General features: G+C 67.8%; 21 protein-coding genes and 1 pseudogene. 11 read left to right on the forward strand and 11 right to left on the reverse strand.

The annotated features are described in order from the left end of the window. Positions 1-41: 41 nt before the first annotated feature. Positions 42-956, reverse strand: coding sequence for an RNA polymerase sigma-70 factor (locus tag B0293_RS37040; RefSeq protein WP_039915636.1), 915 nt, complete (start codon positions 954-956; stop codon positions 42-44). Between the two features lie 207 nt (positions 957-1,163). Here B0293_RS37040 and B0293_RS37045 point away from each other — a divergent pair, with 207 nt between their 5' ends. The 3 genes from B0293_RS37045 to B0293_RS37055 are packed head-to-tail and all read left to right on the forward strand — an operon-like array spanning position 1,164 to position 3,601. Beyond that, on the forward strand, positions 1,164-1,625 hold the full coding sequence (locus B0293_RS37045; protein ID WP_143254727.1) for a carboxymuconolactone decarboxylase family protein: 462 nt from the start codon (positions 1,164-1,166) through the stop codon (positions 1,623-1,625). Between the two features lie 27 nt (positions 1,626-1,652). Continuing rightward, positions 1,653-2,405 (forward strand): SDR family oxidoreductase, encoded by a 753-nt coding sequence (locus tag B0293_RS37050; RefSeq protein WP_005151547.1) that lies wholly within the window; start codon positions 1,653-1,655, stop codon positions 2,403-2,405. A 20-nt stretch (positions 2,406-2,425) separates the two neighbouring features. Further along, a complete protein-coding gene (locus B0293_RS37055) occupies positions 2,426-3,601 on the forward strand; it encodes a cytochrome P450 (protein ID WP_005151545.1) in 1,176 nt (391 codons plus the stop codon). A gap of 126 nt (positions 3,602-3,727) precedes the next feature. Here B0293_RS37055 and B0293_RS37060 read toward each other — a convergent pair whose 3' ends face one another. Both B0293_RS37060 and B0293_RS37065 read right to left on the reverse strand, forming a co-directional pair. Next, the gene (locus tag B0293_RS37060; protein ID WP_039915679.1) at positions 3,728-4,342 is read right to left on the reverse strand and encodes an NAD(P)-dependent oxidoreductase; all 615 of its coding nucleotides are present in this window, start codon (positions 4,340-4,342) and stop codon (positions 3,728-3,730) included. Positions 4,343-4,604: 262 nt separating this feature from the next. Then, entirely contained in the window at positions 4,605-5,495 is an 891-nt protein-coding gene (locus B0293_RS37065; protein ID WP_005151538.1) for a nuclear transport factor 2 family protein, read from the reverse strand. 171 nt (positions 5,496-5,666) lie between these two features. Here B0293_RS37065 and B0293_RS37070 point away from each other — a divergent pair, with 171 nt between their 5' ends. Then, the gene (locus tag B0293_RS37070; protein WP_039915632.1) at positions 5,667-6,488 is read left to right on the forward strand and encodes a helix-turn-helix domain-containing protein; all 822 of its coding nucleotides are present in this window, start codon (positions 5,667-5,669) and stop codon (positions 6,486-6,488) included. Between the two features lie 134 nt (positions 6,489-6,622). Here the strand turns inward: B0293_RS37070 and B0293_RS37075 are convergent, their stop codons facing one another. The 3 genes from B0293_RS37075 to B0293_RS37090 form a co-directional block, all read right to left on the reverse strand. Beyond that, the gene (locus B0293_RS37075; protein WP_005151534.1) at positions 6,623-7,756 is read right to left on the reverse strand and encodes an epoxide hydrolase family protein; all 1,134 of its coding nucleotides are present in this window, start codon (positions 7,754-7,756) and stop codon (positions 6,623-6,625) included. 176 nt (positions 7,757-7,932) lie between these two features. Continuing rightward, positions 7,933-8,739: an SDR family NAD(P)-dependent oxidoreductase gene (locus B0293_RS37085; RefSeq protein WP_039915629.1), complete on the reverse strand. Its 807-nt coding sequence runs from the start codon at positions 8,737-8,739 to the stop codon at positions 7,933-7,935. A gap of 67 nt (positions 8,740-8,806) precedes the next feature. Continuing rightward, the gene (locus tag B0293_RS37090; RefSeq protein WP_005151530.1) at positions 8,807-9,589 is read right to left on the reverse strand and encodes an MBL fold metallo-hydrolase; all 783 of its coding nucleotides are present in this window, start codon (positions 9,587-9,589) and stop codon (positions 8,807-8,809) included. A 93-nt stretch (positions 9,590-9,682) separates the two neighbouring features. Here B0293_RS37090 and B0293_RS37095 point away from each other — a divergent pair, with 93 nt between their 5' ends. Further along, a complete protein-coding gene (locus tag B0293_RS37095) occupies positions 9,683-10,285 on the forward strand; it encodes a TetR/AcrR family transcriptional regulator (RefSeq protein WP_005151528.1) in 603 nt (200 codons plus the stop codon). Between the two features lie 475 nt (positions 10,286-10,760). Continuing rightward, positions 10,761-11,327: a hypothetical protein gene (locus B0293_RS37100; RefSeq protein WP_005151522.1), complete on the forward strand. Its 567-nt coding sequence runs from the start codon at positions 10,761-10,763 to the stop codon at positions 11,325-11,327. 1,009 nt (positions 11,328-12,336) lie between these two features. Here B0293_RS37100 and B0293_RS37105 read toward each other — a convergent pair. The 3 genes from B0293_RS37105 to B0293_RS37110 all read right to left on the reverse strand — a co-directional run bounded on the left by B0293_RS37105 (position 12,337) and on the right by B0293_RS37110 (position 13,902). Further along, positions 12,337-12,558, reverse strand: a complete 222-nt coding sequence (locus B0293_RS37105; RefSeq protein ID WP_005151521.1) for a hypothetical protein — start codon at positions 12,556-12,558, stop codon at positions 12,337-12,339. 72 nt (positions 12,559-12,630) lie between these two features. Next, positions 12,631-12,909, reverse strand: a complete 279-nt coding sequence (locus B0293_RS43360; protein WP_143254728.1) for a hypothetical protein — start codon at positions 12,907-12,909, stop codon at positions 12,631-12,633. Positions 12,910-12,999: 90 nt separating this feature from the next. Next, on the reverse strand, positions 13,000-13,902 hold the full coding sequence (locus B0293_RS37110; RefSeq protein WP_005151518.1) for a LysR family transcriptional regulator: 903 nt from the start codon (positions 13,900-13,902) through the stop codon (positions 13,000-13,002). Positions 13,903-13,997: 95 nt separating this feature from the next. Here B0293_RS37110 and B0293_RS37115 point away from each other — a divergent pair, with 95 nt between their 5' ends. Then, positions 13,998-15,167, forward strand: coding sequence for an MFS transporter (locus B0293_RS37115; RefSeq protein WP_005151517.1), 1,170 nt, complete (start codon positions 13,998-14,000; stop codon positions 15,165-15,167). 18 nt (positions 15,168-15,185) lie between these two features. Here the strand turns inward: B0293_RS37115 and B0293_RS37120 are convergent, their stop codons facing one another. Both B0293_RS37120 and B0293_RS37125 read right to left on the reverse strand, forming a co-directional pair. After that, a complete protein-coding gene (locus B0293_RS37120; protein WP_005151515.1) occupies positions 15,186-15,422 on the reverse strand; it encodes a transposase family protein in 237 nt (78 codons plus the stop codon). A gap of 254 nt (positions 15,423-15,676) precedes the next feature. Continuing rightward, positions 15,677-16,243 (reverse strand): hypothetical protein, encoded by a 567-nt coding sequence (locus B0293_RS37125; RefSeq protein WP_143254729.1) that lies wholly within the window; start codon positions 16,241-16,243, stop codon positions 15,677-15,679. 110 nt (positions 16,244-16,353) lie between these two features. On the opposite strand from B0293_RS37125, the gene B0293_RS44955 reads away from it, so the two are divergent. The 4 genes and pseudogenes from B0293_RS44955 (at position 16,354) to B0293_RS37145 (ending at position 18,443) form a co-directional block, all read left to right on the forward strand. Beyond that, entirely contained in the window at positions 16,354-16,455 is a 102-nt protein-coding gene (locus B0293_RS44955; protein WP_407640119.1) for a WD40 repeat domain-containing protein, read from the forward strand. Beyond that, a pseudogene (locus B0293_RS44960) lies at positions 16,452-16,706 on the forward strand (WD40 repeat domain-containing protein); the annotation flags it as partial. The gene B0293_RS44955 and the pseudogene B0293_RS44960, both read left to right, overlap by 4 nt. 212 nt (positions 16,707-16,918) lie before the next feature. Continuing rightward, positions 16,919-17,545, forward strand: a complete 627-nt coding sequence (locus B0293_RS37140; RefSeq protein ID WP_039915619.1) for a cupin domain-containing protein — start codon at positions 16,919-16,921, stop codon at positions 17,543-17,545. 55 nt (positions 17,546-17,600) lie between these two features. Beyond that, positions 17,601-18,443, forward strand: a complete 843-nt coding sequence (locus B0293_RS37145) for a LysR family transcriptional regulator (RefSeq protein WP_005151509.1) — start codon at positions 17,601-17,603, stop codon at positions 18,441-18,443. Positions 18,444-18,512 lie beyond the last annotated feature (69 nt).

The raw sequence follows: 18,512 nt of genomic DNA on the forward strand, positions 1-18,512 counted from the left end.
GACCGTTCTCCCGTGCCCGGGCGGCGCGACTCTCGGGTTCGTCAGCGGCTCACGGTGATCTCGCGCTCCACGCTCGCCAGTTTCTCAGGATTGCGCACGTGATAGGCACCAGTGACACAGCCGTCCTCCACACGCACCGCCAGCACGCCGTCGATTTCGCCGTCGACGCGGATGAGCAGTCCCGGGCCGCCGTTGATCTGAACCGGCTCGACCGACCGTTCCGCGTCGCGTTTCCACCAGCCGCCTGCCAGCAGCCGAGCCACCTTGTCCGCCCCCACGATCGGCCGCAGCAGCGCGTGTTTGACTCCACCGCCGTCGCTGAGAGCGACGACATCCGGCGCGAGGATGTCCAGCAGGCCCTGGATGTCGCCGGTTTCCACCGCTGTCTGGAAGGCCTGGAGCGCGGCCCGGTGTTCGGCGGGGGTACCGGTGCCGCGAGGCCTGCGAGCCGCGACGTGCGCCCGTGCCCGGTGCGCGATCTGGCGTACGGTGCCAGAAGTCTTGCCGACGGCTTCGGCGATCTCGTCGTAGTCGAGTGCGAAGACCTCGCGCAGCACGAAAACCGCTCGTTCGGTCGGCGCGAGGGTTTCCAGCACCAGCAGCATCGCCATCGAAACGCTGTCGGCCAGCTCGACGTCCTCGGCCACGTCCGGCGCGGTCAGCAGCGGCTCCGGCAGCCATGGACCGACGTAGGACTCTTTGCGCCTGCCGAGCGTGCGCAGCCGTTTGAGCGCCTGCCGGGTGGTGATCCGGACCAGGAACGCGCGCGGAGACGACACCGTCGCGAAGTCCACGCCCACCCACCGCAACCAGGTTTCCTGAAGGACGTCCTCCGCGTCGGTGGCCGAGCCGAGCATCTCGTAGGCCACGGTGAAAAGCAGGTTGCGATGGGTCACGAACGCCTCGGTCGCCGACTCCATGGCGACGCCCGTTCTTTGTTCGTCTCGTTCGCTCATCGCCGGTTCCCGTCTCCTCGTCCGCGAGCGTGCCAGATCCATACGACCCCGCCTGCCCTCCCTTTGTGACGTCTCCGGCCCGTGGCCTGTGTCACACGCCCGCCTTGTCACGCCGGACGGATCGCCGGGATCTCTTGGGCACGACGACGAGATGCCGAGAGGAAGGAAGTCCCACCCATGTCCGTGCCGACGAGTACGCGATCCCGCATGCCCAACCCGCTCCCCTTCGTCCCCGAGATGGCCGAGGTCGCCGGCGGCCTGCACCAGGTCCTGAAGAACGGCGCGATCCCCCCGACGACCGTCAGCCTGCTGCAGCTGCGTGCCGGGCAGATCCTCGGGAGCACGTACTTCACCATCCGCGAAACCGGCAGCCTTCGCCGCGCCGGGGAGCCCGAAGAACGCATCACCGCCGTGGCGACCTGGCAGGACGCCGCCTGCTTCACCGAGGCGGAACGGGTCGCGCTGGAGCTGACGGAGGCCGTCTTCACCCCGAACCCGTCCGGCGAGCGGGTCCCCGATTCGTTGTACGCCAAGGCATCCGAGTGTTACGACGCCAAGGCGCTCTGGACGCTCGTCATGGCGATCGCCCACATCGGCTTCTTCGCCCCCGCCGCGCTCATCGCCAAGCCCATCCCCGGGATGCCTCCCGGCCAGAACTACACCGACTGACCATCCCCTTCGAGAAAGGCGAACACCATGAGCACCGGCAAGATCGCGGTAGCGGGCGCCACCGGACGACTGGGAGTCCACGTCGTCGACGTCCTCACCGCACAAGGACACCAGGTCGTGCCCATCTCCCGGGCGACCGGCGTGGACATCATCACCGGCGAGGGGCTCGCCGAGGCCCTCACCGGGGTCGAAGTCATCATCGACGTCGCCTCGTGGCACGGCTCCGAGCAGGAAGCGGCGACGGAGTTCTTCCGGACGTCGGCCCGCACTCTGCACGAGGAAGGCCGCCGGGCGGGGGCGACCCGGATCGTCGCGGCGTCCATCATCGGCGCCGACAAGGCCACCTCCGGGTTCGTCGCCGCCAAGAAGGTGCACGAGGAACTTCTCTTGGCCGGGCCTCTCCCCGTACGTCTCCTGCGGGCGGCGCAGTTCCACGAGTTCGTCGGCCAGCTCCTGGACTGGCAGCAGGGCGACGTCGCCTACCTGCCGTCTCTGCCCACCCAGCTCGTGGCCTGCCGAACCGTCGCGGAGGAACTGGTCGACCTCGCCTTGGCCGCCGAGGCGCCGGAGACACCGATCCCCGAGATCGCGGGGCCCCGCAAGGAGAACATGGCCGACGCGGCCCGGCTCCTCGGCGCCCTCCGGGGCATCGAGGTCGTCGGCATCGACGGCGGCGGCATCCCGGACGCCGAGATCGCCGCCGCGGGCGGTTTCCTGCCCGGACCGCACGCCAAGCTCGCGGGCCCCACGTTCTCCGAGTGGCTCGACACCCGGCCTTGAGCCGAAGGGAAAGGCAGACGATGACCGAAACCTGGGAAGTACCGCTACATCTGCGGCGGACCGGCATCGATCCGGTCAAGGAACTGGCCAAGGCACGCGACAACGAGCGTGTGCTGCGAGTGGAGACACCGTTCGGCCGGCCCGCGTACCTGGTGTCCCGGCACGAGGACGTTCGCCAGGTGCTGGCCGACACGGCTCGGTTCAGCAGTGCCCTGACACCGTTCGCCGGTGCGGGACAAGGGAAACCCGTGCCGGGTCAGCTGATCACACTCGACCCGCCCGACCACACGCGGTTGCGCCGGCTGCTCACGCCGGAGTTCACCGTCCGGCGCATGAGCAGGCTCCGGCCACGGATCGCCGAGATCGTCGAGAACGCCCTGGACGATCTGGAGCGCGCCGGCAAGCCTGCCGACCTGGTGGCGCACTTCGCGTTGCCCGTGCCCTCGCTGGTGATCTGCGAGCTGCTGGGTGTCCCCTACGCAGACCGTGCCGGCTTCCACGAACGCGCCGTGCGCGTTCTGGACACCTCCTTGCCGCTGGACGATCGCGTGGCGGCGCAGGAGGAAGACCACGACTACATGGCCGGGCTGGTGGCCCGGGCCCAGGCGGATCCGGGCGAGGACATGCTGGGCATGCTGGTTCGCGAACACGGCCGGGAGCTCACGTCCGCCGAACTGACCGGTGTCGCGGGGCTGCTCCTGCTGGCCGGGCACGACACCACCTCGAACATGCTCGGGCTCGGCACGCTGGCCCTGTTGTGGCACCCGGAGCAGCTGGCGATGCTTCGTGAAGATCCGGAACTGGTCGAGCCCGCCGTCGAGGAGCTGCTTCGGTGGTTGTCGATCGTGCAGACGCCGCCACCGCGGACGACCACGACGGAGGTGGAGATCGCCGGGCACACCATCCCGGCGGGATCACTCGTGATCTGCTCTCTCCCCGCCGCCAACCGCGACCCCGCTCTGATCGGTGATCCGGAGATCCTCGACATCACCCGGGGAAGTACCGGCCACGTCGCCTTCGGGCACGGCGCGCACCACTGTCTCGGGGCGCCGCTGGCCCGGATGGAGTTGCGCATCGCCCTTCCGGCCCTGCTGCGGCGCTTCCCCGGTCTCGCGCTGGCGAATCCTGACGGCCCGGTGGACTTCCGCGCCTTCAGTCTCGTCTACGGCGCGCGCTCGTTGCCGGTGACCTGGTGACGGTCAAGCCCGGCCGGCACGTTCTTAGAGCGGCGTGATCCACTCCCGGAACCGAAGGCCACGACAGGCGATCTGGCGAGGTCCGTCTCGTCGGCACCTCGAGCGAGCCACTCATGGGCCTTCAGGTCAGCGTGTGAGTGGGACAGCGATCCGGCCGGGGAACTGCGGGTTCTCCGCTTCGTCAAGCATCGCGGCGGCAACGGTGTCCCGGCTCACCATGATGCGGAAGATGCTCTTGGGGGAGGCATCGAGACCGACGGTGCGCCGGTTCGGGCTGATCGGTTTGTTCGTCAGGGGTCCGGCGTGGAAAACCGTTCCGCCGGCTTCGGTGACCACGGCGTCCGACTCGACCTTGTCGGCGACCTCCGCTCCGAGTCCCTTGAGGACCAGCCGGTTGAGCGCGCTTGCCACCGCGGCCGAGGGACCTGTGCCGTAAGCACCCAGCCAAATGACGCGGGCGCCCGACGCCACCGCCGACCGGGCGCCCGCGGTCAGCACGCCCGGCTTCGTCCCCTTGGGCACACCTAGTCCGGACAGCACCAGTTCACTGCCTTCGAGCGCCGAGTCAATCTCGTCAGTGTGGAACACGTCCGCGACGATCTTGGTCAGCCCCGGGGCGTCCGGAACGGTGATCCGGTCGGGATTGCGGGCGATGGCCCTGACGATGTGGCCACGGTCGAGTGCCTGCCGGGTAAGGGAGAGTCCGGTCGAGCCGGACGCGGCGAGAACGGTGAGGTGCATGAACATCTACTCCTGGGGGTCGATGTGAACGATGTTTCCAGTTCGCGCGATGCCGTGCGGGGGCCGGTTTGTCCCCTGCTTTCCGGCCCCGCGCCCTCCGTCAGGCGAGACGCACGACCAGTTTCCCCGACCACTCGCCACTGCAATCAGCTCCGCGTCCGAGTCCAAGGGCTCGATGCGGCCGACGCAACGTGCGGATGTCCCACTCCGGCAACTCCCCATCGTCCAGCAGAGCACCGGGCGCAATCTGACGAGCCGGATTTCAGTCGAGGATGTTCAGCTGTGCCGATGTATCCGGGGCATCGACCGGATCGAGGTAGAAGCGAGCCGCTCTGGCGCGACCGTCCTCGACCCGGATGATGACGGTGCCGCGGATGGTCTCGACAACCCCGTCGGCCCGCGTGCCGATCATCTCCCACTCCGTCCACACCCGGTCACCGTCCACCACGGAATCGATGACCCGGGCGTCCAGGCCGTGTGAATACCGGGCGAAAATCGTCGTGTAGTTCGCGCGAACTTGCTCGACACCGCGGAAGGAACGATCGGGGTGCACCGGCATCACGCAGTCGAAGTCGTCGGTGTAATTGGCCACCAACTTGTCGACGTCACGATCGGACATCGCCGCAGCCATTCGAAACGGAACGGCGCGCACGTTGTCAGTCGATTTACTCGCTTCTCGCCCGCCTTTGTCCGCAGACCCCGCAGCGATCGCGTAAAGCTCGGGGTTACCCACGAAAGGGGCTTTCCGCACCACGCGGATGCGCCTCAGCCGCCATTCATTGTCGACCCGCTGCAGGTCGACGTGCCAGAAAGCGCGCACGACGAGCCAGTCGCCCTCGTCGGCGGGAACGTGGTGGTAGGCCACCACGAAACTCCGGTAGGTAGCGTGGTCGCCCTTGAGCTCGACGATGACGTTGGAGGTCGAATGGTGCGTACTCTGAAACCCTTCCAGCACCGCCCGGCTGGCGGCCACGAAATCATCGGCACTCAATTCTTGCGACGGCGCGCCCAAGTGCTCGGAAACATCCATCGTGACGGTGTCGGCGACGATCGCACGCAGCCCGTCCCAGTCCTTGAGATCCTGCGACCAGGCGAAACGGGCCACGGTCTCGGTGACAGCGACCCGGTCGGCGAGGTGATTGGCATCAGTCATGAAATTCCTTCATCGAGAACACGATCGATAAAACATCGGGAGGGGCGCGTGTCAACACAGATTCGCGCGCGCTGTCTCCGCCCTTCCTGGTGGTCATTCTTCCGGATTTCGGCTGCCGTAGCAGGGGCCAGGATGTCCCCTCCTGGCGGATGCCGCTGATATTCTTCGGTCATGCCGGACGCGAGCACTCTGGGAATGGCGTTGCGGGAGCGACGTGAACGCACCCGCCCCGAACAAGTGGGTGTCGTCGGTCACGGCCGCAGGCGCACGGGCGGCTTACGCCGGGAAGAGCTCGCCGAACTGGCCGGCGTGTCGACAGATCATCTGAAACGCATGGAGCAGGGCCGTCGGCATCCCTCGCCTGGCGTGTTGAACGCCTTGGCCCGAGCACTCCGGGTGAGCAGGGCGGAGTACGAGCACCTGTGCACGCTGGCCGGTTACGCGCCAGTAGAAGGGCAGGTGCCACGGCGGCTCAGTCCTGGCGCGCGCAGACTCGTGGAGCGGGTAGAGAGCACGCCGGTGTGCGTGCTCGACGCCACGTGGACCGTCGTCGGCTGGAACCAGGCTTGGGAAACGTTGGCCTGCGGAGTGCCCTCGCTCCATCCGCGCGAAGGCAACATCCCCTGGCGGGTGTTCGTTGGCCAGGACGGCCGGGTGATGCGGTCGCCGGGTGACCACGCCCGCTTCCAGCGCCTGCTGGTGGCCGAGCTGCGTGCGGCCTCGACCCGATACCCCGCGGACGATGACCTGGCGTCGTTGACCGCCGAACTCCAGCGCGCCAGCGCCGTGTTCGCCGAGCTCTGGGCGAGCACGCCCACCGCCGGGCAGCACGACAGCCGGATGCTGCTGCAGCATGAGGACCTGGGGCAGATCGCACTGGACTGCGACACCGTCCACATTCCCGACGGCGACCTGAGGGCGGTGGTGTTCACGGCAGACCCGGGCTCGGTCGACGCGGACGCCGTTGCCGATGACGAACACTTCGGCCGGTGATCACTTCCCAGCGCTGCTTCGTGGCCGGTGCGCGGTGAGGTCGGTGACGCCGCTGCGGGCAGCGAGGTCGCGGGTGAGTCGGGCGTTCTGATCGGCGACCGTGCACTCGCCCACCCCGGCTCGACACTCCGGTCTCACCGCAGCGGCCGGAAGAAGTCGGTGAGGTCGTGAGCGAGCAGCTCGGGTTCTTCGTGTGCGGGGAAGTGACCGCCGCGGGGCATCTCCGTGTACTTCGTGACGTTGTAGGTGCGCTCGGCCCAGCTGCGCGGCGGCCGGGTGAGATCGGCCGGGAACAGCGCGACGGCGGTGGGCACATCGATCCGCTCGACTCTGCGCGTCATGTTCTCGCTGTACTCGTAGTAGGGCCGGAACGAGGTCGAAATGGTGTTGGTGAACCAGTAGAGCGACGCCTGCGTCAGGAGGAAGTCGTCGCTGAACCGCGAGGACAGGTCACCTCCGCAGTCGCTCCACGCGCGGTACTTCTCGATCATCCATGCGAGCAGCCCGGTCGGCGAGTCGGCCAGCCCGTAGCTCAAGGTGACAGGTCGGGTGCTCTGCTGATGCTGATACGCGCCTTCCTTCGCCGACCAGGTCGTCACCGAGTCGAGGTAGGCGCGCTCCTGCGCGGTGATGCTCTCGTCGTCGTAGGCGACCGGACTGGCGACGGCCGTCAAGTGGATACCCACCAGAGCGTCGGGATGGGCTTCGGCCAGCCGGGAGGTGATGCCCGCGCCCAGGTCTGAGCCGTGCGCCCCGTACCGGGCAAGCCCCAGTTCCTCTCGCATGAGCAAGTGCCACAGTTCGTGGGTCTGCAAGGGGTCCGTGAGTGAGGGCCGTTGCGGGGAGAAGGCGAATCCCGGCAGCGACGGGACGATGACGGTGAACGAGTCCGCCGCGCGACCACCGTGCTTGGACGGGGTGGCCAGTCGCTGGGCGAAGTCGGTCAACTCCAGGAACGAGCTGGGCCACCCGTTGGTCAGGACGATCGGCAGGGCGTCCGGAGCCTCGCCGTCGAAACGCAGGTACTGCACCGATGTCCCGGCGATGTCCGCGACGTGGTGGGGAAGTGCGTTGATGGCGGCTTCATGAGCACGCCAATCGTAGCCGGTTGCCCAGTAGTCGACCAGTCGCCGCAGCTCACCGGGTTCGGTTCCGGCCGACCAGCCGGTCACCGGCCACGGAGTCGGCCATCGCGTGGCGGCCAGACGAGCTCGCAGCTCACCGAGTTCGGCATCGGTGACCTCGGGTACGGGCTTAGTGAGCCCCATGGTTTTCTCCTTGCACTCGCGGAAAGTCGTCCTTGCCGGGCTGCTCGACAGTCTTGGCGATCGCGGCCCGTGCCGCCTCCCGTGACCGCGGTCCGGTCGCCAGCAATGCCGCGGGGGTGCGGCTCGAAACCGAGGACCGCGCCGAGTCGGCGAGGTTTACGTCGGGGAGGCTGGCGTCAGATGTCCGTGCCGACGCGTTCGAAGGCCAGGGTGGGCAGGTCGACCGCGTGCGCGCCGCCATCGGCGACCAGTACCGCGCCGGTGATGTACGACGACTCCGGCGAGCCGAGGAACCAAACGATGGAGGCGATCTCGTCCGGTTCGGCCGGGCGTCGAAGCGGGACCTCGGCGGTGGCCCGGCGGTAGCCCTCGTCGCGCCCGCCGGCAAACCCTGCCGCTTCGGCGAACTGGTCCATTTCGCCGTCGGCCATCGGGGTGCGGACCCAGCCGGGGCAGACCGCGTTCGCGCGGACACCGCGGGGCCCGTAGTCCCGGGCGATCGACCGGGTGAGACCGATCAGCGCGTGTTTCGCGACGGTGTACCCCGCGACGTTGGGACCCGCGAACAGACCAGCCAACGAGGACACGACCACCACCTGTCCCTCGGCTCGCACCAGCGAGGGCAGCGAGGCCCGGCAGAACACGAACGCGCTCGACAGGTTCGAGCGCAACGCCAACTCCCACTCCTCGTCGTCGGTGTCAGTCACCGACGACAGCCCGTGCCCGCCAGCGTTCGCGACCACGACATCCAGCCGCCCGAACCGGCCGACGATCTCCGTGACCGCGTTCTCCGCGTCCGAGGACACGCTGGCATCACACGCGATGACGTGCGCACCGGTCTCCTCCGCCACCTTCTCCAGCGGTTCACGCCGCCGTCCGAGGACCACCACGTTCGCCCCCTCGGCCGCGTAGCGGCGGGCCACCGCCGCACCGATGCCCGTCCCCCCACCGGTGACCGCGACGACCCTGCTCCCTGTACTCACCCGAAGTCCTTTCCCTTGTCCTGAGCCGACTGTGTCGATGCCAGATCCACATGGCGGAGTTTCGGCCTCATGTGGTCAGGTCCAGCCATTCGCCGACGGGCAGCACGCGTGCGCGTGTTCCCGCGTGCGCGCGGAACTCCTTCTCCGGGTCGGCGACCTCGACGTAGCCCGCGATCTTGTCCGGCTGCTCCGCCTCGTAGTGCATCGGCACCGCGTACCGGGCGTCGAGGATCTCCGCGGCCGCGGCGGACTGTCTCGGGTCCATCGCGGCGGGCAGCGGGCTCGGCGGCTGCAGGTGCGGCGCGTCGACCACCGCGCCGTTGGCGGGCAGGAACACCGCGTCGAACGGGCTGAACCGACGCGCGACGAGCCACCAGTAGCCGTGGAACATCGTGTCGCCGCCGTGGAAGACCCGCTGCCCGTCGGCGTGCACCACCCAGTTCAGCTGCGGATCGCCCAACCCATCGACGGCAGGGACCGCGGTGACGCGAAACGGCCCGATCTCGCGGGTGGACCAGGCATCCACGACCTCGACCGTCAGCCGGTGCGCCTCCAGTTCACGTTCGGCCAGCTGTGTCGTCACGTTGTCCACGTCGTCGCCGTGACCGGGTGCCGGTCGCAGCACCGGCGCCCCCGGTATCAGCACGCCCGCGAGCGCGGCCGCGTCGGTGTGGTCGCGGTGCAGGTGCGTGACCAGCGCCGCGGTGACGTCACCGCTCGGCGTCGCCAGTCCCTCGCCGGGCTTCCACCCCGTGAACAGCGGTGACAGGTCCCGCACGTAGTCGATCACCAGACGCTGGTCGCCCGCCTCGATCTCCAGTCCGGCCCAGCCCAGTCGTCGTACCCGCATCTCGCGCTCCTTCGTCTCCGGTGGATGCCGCGAAATTTAGCGTACGTACGTTCTCCAAATCAATAGCGAACGTGCGTACGCTATCCTGGCCGCATGTCACCTCGACGCTCAGCGGCCGAAGCCCTGGCCACCCGGGGCCGGATCCTCGACCGCGCCGCTGCGGTCGCCTCCGAGGAAGGGCTGGACGGCATCACCATCGGCCGACTCGCCGACGAGCTGGAGATGAGCAAGTCCGGGGTGCACAAGCATTTCGGCACCAAGGAGACACTGCAGATCTCCACATTGGACAAGGCGTTCGTCGACTTCTGGCACCGGGTGGTCGAGCCCGCACTGGCCGAGCCACAGGGTCTGCGTCGGCTGCGCGCGGTATGTGCCAACTCCGTGGGCTACCTGGAGACGCCGCTGCTACCCGGCGGCTGTCTGATGACCGCGGCCCTCAGCGAGTACGACGGCCGCCCCGGCCGGGTCCGCGACGCGGTGGCCGAGGTGTGGTCACGCTGGCGGGAACAACTGCGGGCGGACCTGGCCGCGGCCGTGGACAACGGCGAACTACCCGCCGAGTTCGACATCGACCAGGCACTGTTCGAGATCATCGCCGCCGGGCTGGCACTGAACGCGGCCATGCAACTGGAGCACGACCAGACTGCCGCGGGGCGAGCCCGCCGCGCCATCGAACGGGCCCTGGACCAGTCCTGACCGCACGCCAGGCCGTTGCCCAACCTGTGAAGCCGGTCCCCCGAGCGGGGTTGGCAGTCAGCGTCGCCGTGGAGGACGAGAAGGCCAAGCGCAGCGGCGGCTAGCAGAGCACAGGCGACGCGAGCGTGCTGGATGCCGCGGCGCACCCTGATCGGTGTTCTGGACTACGTGAAGGCGCACGGGCGCGAGTGGTACGTCGGGCGCAGCACGACGGCCGCTACGGACGGCTGGACCGTGTCCTGCTCGTGCTGGAGTTCCACGACCGTCTACATTCGACACTCGGCTACCGCACCACGCACGAAGCCCGCGTTGGCCATCATCAAGGTTTTGCCCTCGTCGCATGAAATCCGGTGTCCGGTCTTCGGGGGACAACCTCAGAGCGCCTCCAGCTCATGACAGGTGAACCCAGTTGGCCGATCGCGCCGCGAGATCGACTACCGGGTCGACATCCATGACACACCACTATGCTCATCGGATGGAATTCACCGTCGACCAGCTTGCCGGCTACGGCGACCGAGACCTTGACGCCGACCTGGCCCGCTGGTTCCCGGACCGGCCGACGATCCGGATCACTGAGCCGATCCGGCCGATCGAGCCGTTCCTCGCCCGGCTACCGCAGGACGCCGCCGCGGCGCTCGCAGCGTTCGACCGCAGAGTCAGGTCAGGGACGCTGCCGTGGGTCGTCGACGTGACCGACGACTCCTACGGGTTCGACTTCGCCGGCAACGACTGCCAGATCCTCGACTCCGACTACGAGACAGCCCTCTCCGATGACGACGTGTGGTCCATCGCCTCCGACGGCGGCGGAAACCTCTACGTCGTGCTGGCCAATGGCCGCGTCGCCGTCTGGTTCCACGAGGAGGAGGTCATCGAGGCGAACACCCAGTTCGACAACCTCGATGTCTTCCTCTACTCGATCGTGCGCTACCAAGCCGTTCGGGCACACGCACTGGATCGCGCCACCGTCGAGGCCGACTTTCATGCCCTCGCCCAGCCCGGCGCGCTGGAACCAGAAGTGGGTCTCCTCGCGTACCTGCGCTAGCGCTCAACGCCCTGGTTCACCTCGCAGGCCGCGCACCAACCGCGCACTGCCGCACCACCGAGGCCTGGTAGACAACGCCACCGCGGTAGCGGACCAGGCCACCGTTCCCGAGTGCAGCACACGCGTCGCGCCGATACGCCCGTTTCACACGGTGGACTCGGGTCTCGACGTGCTGGGGTCCGCGAATCGTGTGTGGACACCGAACCGCAGTCGAACATCCTCGCGTATTTGAGACGTCTCATCGACGTCCTAGCTTGCAGTCCGTCGGCGCGGACGCAGGCGTCGTCGGTGTCGCGCGCGTTGCGCTCGGCGGTCACTTAAGCGCGGTCGGCCCGCTGTTTGGCCTCTCGGTCAAGCCGGCCCCGCTGTTCCGCTCGTGCAGTACGGGTCTCGGCGGCGTCGGCTCGGCTCTCGGCGTGTTCGGCGGCGGGCGTTGGCGACCAGGGCGACCGCGGACCGGTCGGCGGTGGTGAACCGGTCGAGCAGGTCCGGGGCTGGTCGGACCTGGGCCGCAAGGCATGGGGAGTCGGCGGTCTTGCACCATCCGGGTCGACCTCATTTTCTCATCGCGACGCGCCCGGTTCCACCACAACACCCTGCGTACAGCGCACAACCCCGTCACGGTCCTGCGTGACCTCGCCCAACACGACCAAGCCGACACTCTCCAGACATGGATCGGTAGCTCCCCCACATCCTGACTACACCACCACAAACGACCCGGCGTGTACGGCGCAATCATGCCGTTCCTGTCATCACGAACGTCCTGACATGCCGCTGACCGCGCGTCTCGGCGAACGTCCGCTCATGCCGATGAGCGCACGTTGACGCGGGAGCCCCGGCACCTTGCGTCGGGGCGTGAGCTCCCCGGACCCGGCCCGGCTCGAACGGGCTGTCACCCTGCATGACGTGCCTATCGCTTGCTCGGGCCGGTGACCTCGGGGCCGCGACGCAAGCACTTGCCGACGATCGGACGGGCAGTGGACGGACTGACCGAATTCGGACGCACCACTCAGGAATCCGACTGCGGGCGATCCTCGACAACCACTTTCTCGGCGCCGCGCTTGGCGAACGCCGCCCATAGGCTGAAGCCCACGAGACCCACCGCGACGGCCAGCCAGAGCCAGATGAACGGCTCGCGCAGCGGGAACCGCACCAGGACGAAGATGATCACCGCGACGCCGACAACCGCGCCGAACACGGCGGCGGGCTTGGACGGCTTGATCCGATACACGAGCACCACTCCCCAGACTGACGTTTCGTGTCGCTGGACTACCCCCTGGACGATCTAGCGAAACTTCACCGGCTACTTCGGGCGACCGCCAGCAGCACTGAGCCAGATCGTCCGGACACCCACACGCAGACGTCCTCTCGTGCCGATGAGCGGATGCTGGATGCCACCGTCGGCTGTTCTGTAACGACCGCAGGGTGGCGGCTTCAGGTCGATCGCGCCATGTCGAGGTTCGAGCGGATGGTCCTGGTTGTGGGGTGGCCAGGTCCCGGCACCCGCCTCGCTGCCGGCGAGAGTGGCCTCGTACAGCGGGATCGCCCGCTCACGGAAGCCGTTGCCCCGCAACTTCCGCACGGCGACTAGGTGGGAAGCGGTGTTCGTTCGGGCGCCTGCGGCACGGCCTCGGCACCGTTCTCCTGCACCGGCTCCGCGGTGGGATGCCCGCTACCCCTTGGGGCTTGGAGCCTCGACGGTGATCTCCTTTGCGAAGGCACGTGCCCTGCCGCTGTCCTCCGCATGCCACACCACGCCGAGTACGGATTCCGGCAGCCCGGTGAGGGGCACGAAGAGGACCGAATCCCGCCGTCCTTGGTGTTCGGCGGTCGAGCGGCACAGCACCATGCCGCCTTGGCCTGCCGCGGCGAGACCCATGCCTTCCTGCAGTGTGCCGACGGTCGGTCCGCGCGGAATCCGGCGGCCTCCGGGGGTGAGCTCGGGGGCTTGGGCGCGGCGCCAGTATTCCGGGGCCGGACCGCGGATCCCGATCAGAGGACATTCCGCCAGCTCCTCGACGGTGACGGACTCCCTGCGGGCGAACCGATGCCGAGGCGAGACGGCGAGCATCTGCGGTTGACGGGAGAAAACCGGGCCGAGCATGAGATCCGGTTCCTGCACCGGAAGCAGCACCACCGCGGCATCGATCTCCCGACGGCGGAGCGAGCCGAACGGATCGGCCAGCGGGATTTCGGTGAGCTCCACCGCGCAGTCCGGGTGGTGCTTCTCAAATCCGCCGATGGCGTTCGCGAGGTGGTCGTCGATGATGCCCTGGAAACCGATTCGCAGCACACCGCCGATCCCTCGCGCGGTGGACCGCGTGTGATCGACGGCGGCCCACAGCGCCTCATAGGCCGGACGCAGTTCGGCGAGGAACTTCTCCCCGAGCGGAGTCAGTTCCACCCGGCGGCTCGTGCGCTCGACGAGGGTCGCGCCGATCCGTCCCTCCAGCGACCGGAGCAGCTGACTGACCCGGCTCTGAGAGACGTACAGGCGTTCGCCTGCCCGGCCGAAGTGCAGCTCCTCGGCGAGTATCAGAAACACCTCCAGCTCGCGGATCTCCAAGCCGCTCATCGGTGTTCTCCCTCCATGGATCCAGTAGTCCTGCTCATGGAAGGATGAGAAATCGGCCATTGTTCCCGGCAGCGGGCGACGGTTGCCTGGAACACGTGACGACAAGGGAAACCGAACAGAGGAAAAAGGGCTGGCCGGCGGTGAGCTCGCTCGCCGGGGCGACCTTCACTGTGGTCACCTCGGAAATGCTGCCGGTAGGTCTGCTGACCCCGATCAGCCGCGACCTGCAGGTCACCGAGGGTATGGCGGGTCTGACGCTCACGGTCACCGGTCTGGTCGCGGCCGTCTCCGCACCCCTGCTGATCCCGGCGCTCAGGAATCTCGACCGGCGGGCCGTGCTGTGCGCCTTGATGGCGCTGCTGACGGCAGGGAATCTCCTGGCAGCGTGGTCGCCCGGGTTCGGCGTCATGCTGGTCGCCCGAGTCCTCGTCGGAATCGGCATGGGCGGAGTGTGGGCGATCGCGGCGAGCCTGGCCGTGCGGCTGGTTCCACCGCGATCGATCGGATCCGCGACCTCACTGATCTTCAGCGGAATCGCCGTGGCGTCCGTGCTGGGTGTACCGGCAGGCACCTACCTCGGGGAACTGCTCGGCTGGCGGGCCGCCTTCGTCGGTGCCGGTGGTCTTTCACTGGTGGTACTGGTCGCGCTGGTGATGTCACTGCCGTCGTTGCCGACGGAAGGGGCCGTTCGCCTGGGCGCGATGCTGCGGCTGGCGGGTGTGCCGCGGGTGCGCCTCGGGCTGATCGTGGTGGCGCTGATCGTCATCGGGCATTTCGCCGCGTACACCTATGTCCGGCCGGTACTGGAAAAAGTGTCCGGGGTGACTGCCGGGCAGATCGGAACTCTTCTCCTGGTCTACGGGATCTTCGGGGTCGCGGGCAATTTCGCCTCGGGCGCCGGAGCGGCGCGATCACCACGGGTGACCCTGCTGGTGCTCGGCGGGACTTTGTCGGCGACGATGGCGCTGGTCCCGCTCCTGGGACTGACCACCCTGGCAGCGGCGGCGCTGTTGGTGGTCTGGGGCCTGGCGTACGGCGGTGTCTCGGTTACCGCGCAATCATGGATGCTGGTGGCCGCCCCGGAGGCTCGTGAAGCGACGTCGGCTCTGTTCGCTGGAGTGTTCAACGCGGCGATCGCGGTCGGAGCGTTGGTCGGCGGGCTGGCCACGGACGCGGCCGGGACCACCGCGGTGATGTGGCTCGGCGGGGTATTCGCGGCCGGGGCGGTGCTGGTTCTCGCCACCGCCGGTGGCCGGTCCGCCTAGGACGTGTCCTGCGGATCTTCATCTGAGGTGAAGGATGATGCAGGCGAGGATGATCTCGGCGCGGTGGTAGACGGCTCGTTTGGCGAACCGTGTTGCCAGGCCACGGAATTGTTTGAGCCTGTTGAAGCATCGCTCGACGACGTTGCGGAGTTTGTAGAGTTCGGGGTCGAAGGCCGGTAGCCTGCCGCCCGCGCTGCCTTTGACTGTGCGGCGGGCGATCTGGCCGCGAGGCACAACGTCACGATCGACGTTCAACCGGAACTGTTCGCCATTCGTATGCGACGGGACATCGGAGCGGTTGCGTCACGCGCCTACGCGTACGTCAAGTCAGACCGATCACGCCGCCATACGTGATCTCGTGGCCGAGGTACGGCTCGAGCGCGGTGCAGAACCGATCTCGCCGGGATCGAGGAGTCTTTGCCAGTCGCGACCGGGCTGGCAGTCGGCAGGCTATGACCGACTGAGATTCCGAGCCGGAGCGAATGCACTCTCATGCCGCTGATCGGTCGTCACGGTGTGGTGGGGTGGTCAGGCGATGATGGCGGGGGTTGGAGGGATTTCCACGTGATCTCGGGGAGCGGGCCGCTGGTGATGTCGAGGTCTGCGCGGGCGCGGGCATAGAACTCGTTGCGTAGGCGCATGGCATTCCGGTAGGCGTTCGTGAACGCGGCTGTGTCGGAGTGCTCCTCACGCAGGATGTGCTCCAGTTGCCACACCTGCTCGCTCCATGCTCGTGCGGCGGAGATCGTCGCCGGTTCGCCGAGGAGCAGGACGGTCTCCCATCGTGCGGCTCGTTCGGTCTCCCCCTCGGCGAGGTCGGCGAACGCGGAGTCGAGGTCGATGGGCTGACCTGTGGGCAGCAACCCCTGCGTCTCCGCGATCCGACGGCACAGCCGGACCATGTGCTTGACCGCGTTGGCGTACTCCGAATACGCGAGCAGACGCTTGTCGTCCCACCGCGCAGACTGCGTTCGCCGCCACCGGGCTCGCTCGGTAAGGGAAGTGACGACGAACGTGGCGGCTGAGCCGAGCAAGACACCGGCGATGGTCAACACCTGCGCAACGATCGGATTCACAGATCACAGCCTGCCATCTCCCAGGACGTCCGACATACCCATTCGGAGATGGCGACAAGACAGGCTTGCACCCTCGCCGTGTTTGACAGCCCCCCTCGGAGCTGCCCACGCTGACCGGGCACCGTGGCGCGGTGAATGCGGTGACCTTCAGTCCGGACGGCCGCACCCTTGCCACCGGCAGTGCGGACCACTCACTGCGGTATGGGATGTGACCGTCAACAGGCAACTGGCCATACTTACTGCAAAGAGCGACGTCGAAAGCATCAACTCGGTTTCGTTCAGCCCCGACGGGTACACCCTGGCCGCCGCGGAATCCGGCCTCAGAGTGCGACTGTGGGATCTGCACGACCCGCGGCGGCAGGTGGAGCTTCACCCGTTGAAGGAGCACACCGACAACGTGAAGTCGGTCGCGTTCAGTCCGGACGGCCGCACCCTGGCGAGCGGAAGTTCGGATCACGAGGTGCGGCTATGGGACATCACCACACCGGCACGGGTCGCCCAGCCCGTCGTTTTGACCGGGCACGCCGGAAATGTCGTTGTTCCACAGATTCAGCGGCGCGGCCGCTCATCGCGGCGCGCGATGGCAGTGATCCGCGCGAGGCACTTTCCGTTCTTCGTATTTTCGGAAGAATCACAGGAAGCTAATCTTCCTCGTTTTTTGGAAAGGCGGAGAGAATGTCGGAAATCAGCAGGCGGGGTGCGCTCGGCGCGGGTGCGGGAATCGCCGCCGCGACTGCGCTCGGGACGGCGGGGGCGAGCACAGCGGAACCGGCCAAAACGACCTCGCCGGTGTATGTTTTCCCGCTCGCCAAATCCGCGCCGGCCGTCCATGACGGCGGGACGTTGCGTGGAGCCCACGAGAAGAACTTCCCGGTGCTGGCCGGTCAGCAGGGCTCGGTGTACCTGGTGCACCTCGACCCTGGCGGGGTCCGCGAACCGCACTGGCACCCGTCCGCGTGGGAGCTGAGCTACATCATTTCCGGCAAAGCGGACTGGAGCATTCTCGGCACGCACGAGGACGGCAGCTACCACAACGAAGTTTTCAGCGCGAGTACAGGGGAACTCGTCTTCGCCCCGCAGGGATTCTTCCACTATTTCGCGAATTCCAGCACCACCGAAGGCCTGGACGTGCTCGTCATGTTCAACACCAGTACCGGGGAGCCGAACGACGACATCGGCATCGTCGGGACGCTGAACTCGCTGCCGAGGGAGATTCTCGCCGCCTCGTTCGGGGTTCCGGTGTCCGCGTTCGCCGCGATCCCCAAGGACCTCAAGCCGGTGGTGATCACCCGTCGCCGGTAGTGGCAGCGCACACACATGGTAGACGGTCATGCACTGACAGTGGTACTCCGGAGTAGTGATCGATCCGGTGCTGCTGCGCACTTTTCTCGCCGTGGCCGAGGCGGGCGGGTTCTCCGAAGCCGCCCGCCGGCTGGCTCTCGGGCAGTCGACGGTGAGCCAGCACGTCCGCCGCCTCGAGACGGCGCTCGGCAGCGTGCTGTTCGAGCGCGACACGCACAGCGTGCGACTCACCGGCGACGGCGAGACGATGACCGGATTCGCCCGTAGCATCCTCGACCAGCAGGACCGCGCACTGCGATACTTCTCCCGGCCGGGCCCACGTGGGCGGGTCCGGTTCGGGGTGTGCGAGGACTTCCTGCTCGGCCACGCCACGGACGTCCTCGACCGGTTCCGCAGCGCGCATCCGGGGATCGACCTCGAACTGTCGGTCGAGCTGAGCGAGGTGCTGCACTCCCGGCTCGCCGACGGAGACCTCGACCTGGTGCTCGCCAAGCGCGACTCCGGACAGGGCGTGCGACGGGATCCGCTCGTGTGGGTGAGCTCGCCCGGACTGGACCTGATCCCGGGCGAGCCGCTGCCGCTGGTCCTCTACCCGGAGCCGAGCGTCACCCGGTCCCGCGCGCTGAACACGTTGCGCCGTAACGGTGTCCAATGGCGGATCGGCTGCGTCAGCGAACGGCTCAACGGCCTGCGGGTCGCGCTCGAAGCAGGGCTCGGCGTCGGCCTGTTCGCGGCGTCCGTGGTCCCGGACGGGCTGGTCCCGATCAGCGGGTTGCCCGATCCGGGATCGGTGACGTTCGTGCTGAGCCACCGGGGAACCGCACGGGGCTCGGCGGCGGCGTTGGCGGACACGATCCTGTCCGCCCAATGGAGTCGATCGCCGCTCACGTTGGCGTAGTCGTAGGTGAGCGCCTGCAACACCAGGTCGGGAGGCGCTGCCAAGACAAGCTGTCCAGGATCCAAGGTT

Origin of the sequence: Amycolatopsis azurea DSM 43854, from assembly GCF_001995215.1 — a bacterium.
Lineage (GTDB): Bacteria > Actinomycetota > Actinomycetes > Mycobacteriales > Pseudonocardiaceae > Amycolatopsis > Amycolatopsis azurea.

Bases quoted from the DNA above. Each gene is read 5' to 3' on its own strand.
- B0293_RS37110 (WP_005151518.1), bottom strand. From the start codon at position 13,902: ATGAGCGGCTTGGAGATCCGCGAGCTGGAGGTGTTTCTGATACTCGCC.
- B0293_RS37055 (WP_005151545.1), top strand. From the start codon at position 2,426: ATGACCGAAACCTGGGAAGTACCGCTACATCTGCGGCGGACCGGCATC.
- B0293_RS37060 (WP_039915679.1), bottom strand. From the start codon at position 4,342: ATGCACCTCACCGTTCTCGCCGCGTCCGGCTCGACCGGACTCTCCCTT.
- B0293_RS37045 (WP_143254727.1), top strand. From the start codon at position 1,164: ATGCCCAACCCGCTCCCCTTCGTCCCCGAGATGGCCGAGGTCGCCGGC.
- B0293_RS37090 (WP_005151530.1), bottom strand. From the start codon at position 9,589: ATGCGGGTACGACGACTGGGCTGGGCCGGACTGGAGATCGAGGCGGGC.
- B0293_RS37065 (WP_005151538.1), bottom strand. From the start codon at position 5,495: ATGACTGATGCCAATCACCTCGCCGACCGGGTCGCTGTCACCGAGACC.
- B0293_RS37075 (WP_005151534.1), bottom strand. From the start codon at position 7,756: ATGGGGCTCACTAAGCCCGTACCCGAGGTCACCGATGCCGAACTCGGT.
- B0293_RS37095 (WP_005151528.1), top strand. From the start codon at position 9,683: ATGTCACCTCGACGCTCAGCGGCCGAAGCCCTGGCCACCCGGGGCCGG.
- B0293_RS37050 (WP_005151547.1), top strand. From the start codon at position 1,653: ATGAGCACCGGCAAGATCGCGGTAGCGGGCGCCACCGGACGACTGGGA.
- B0293_RS37140 (WP_039915619.1), top strand. From the start codon at position 16,919: ATGTCGGAAATCAGCAGGCGGGGTGCGCTCGGCGCGGGTGCGGGAATC.
- B0293_RS37070 (WP_039915632.1), top strand. From the start codon at position 5,667: ATGCCGGACGCGAGCACTCTGGGAATGGCGTTGCGGGAGCGACGTGAA.
- B0293_RS37040 (WP_039915636.1), bottom strand. From the start codon at position 956: ATGAGCGAACGAGACGAACAAAGAACGGGCGTCGCCATGGAGTCGGCG.
- B0293_RS37100 (WP_005151522.1), top strand. From the start codon at position 10,761: ATGGAATTCACCGTCGACCAGCTTGCCGGCTACGGCGACCGAGACCTT.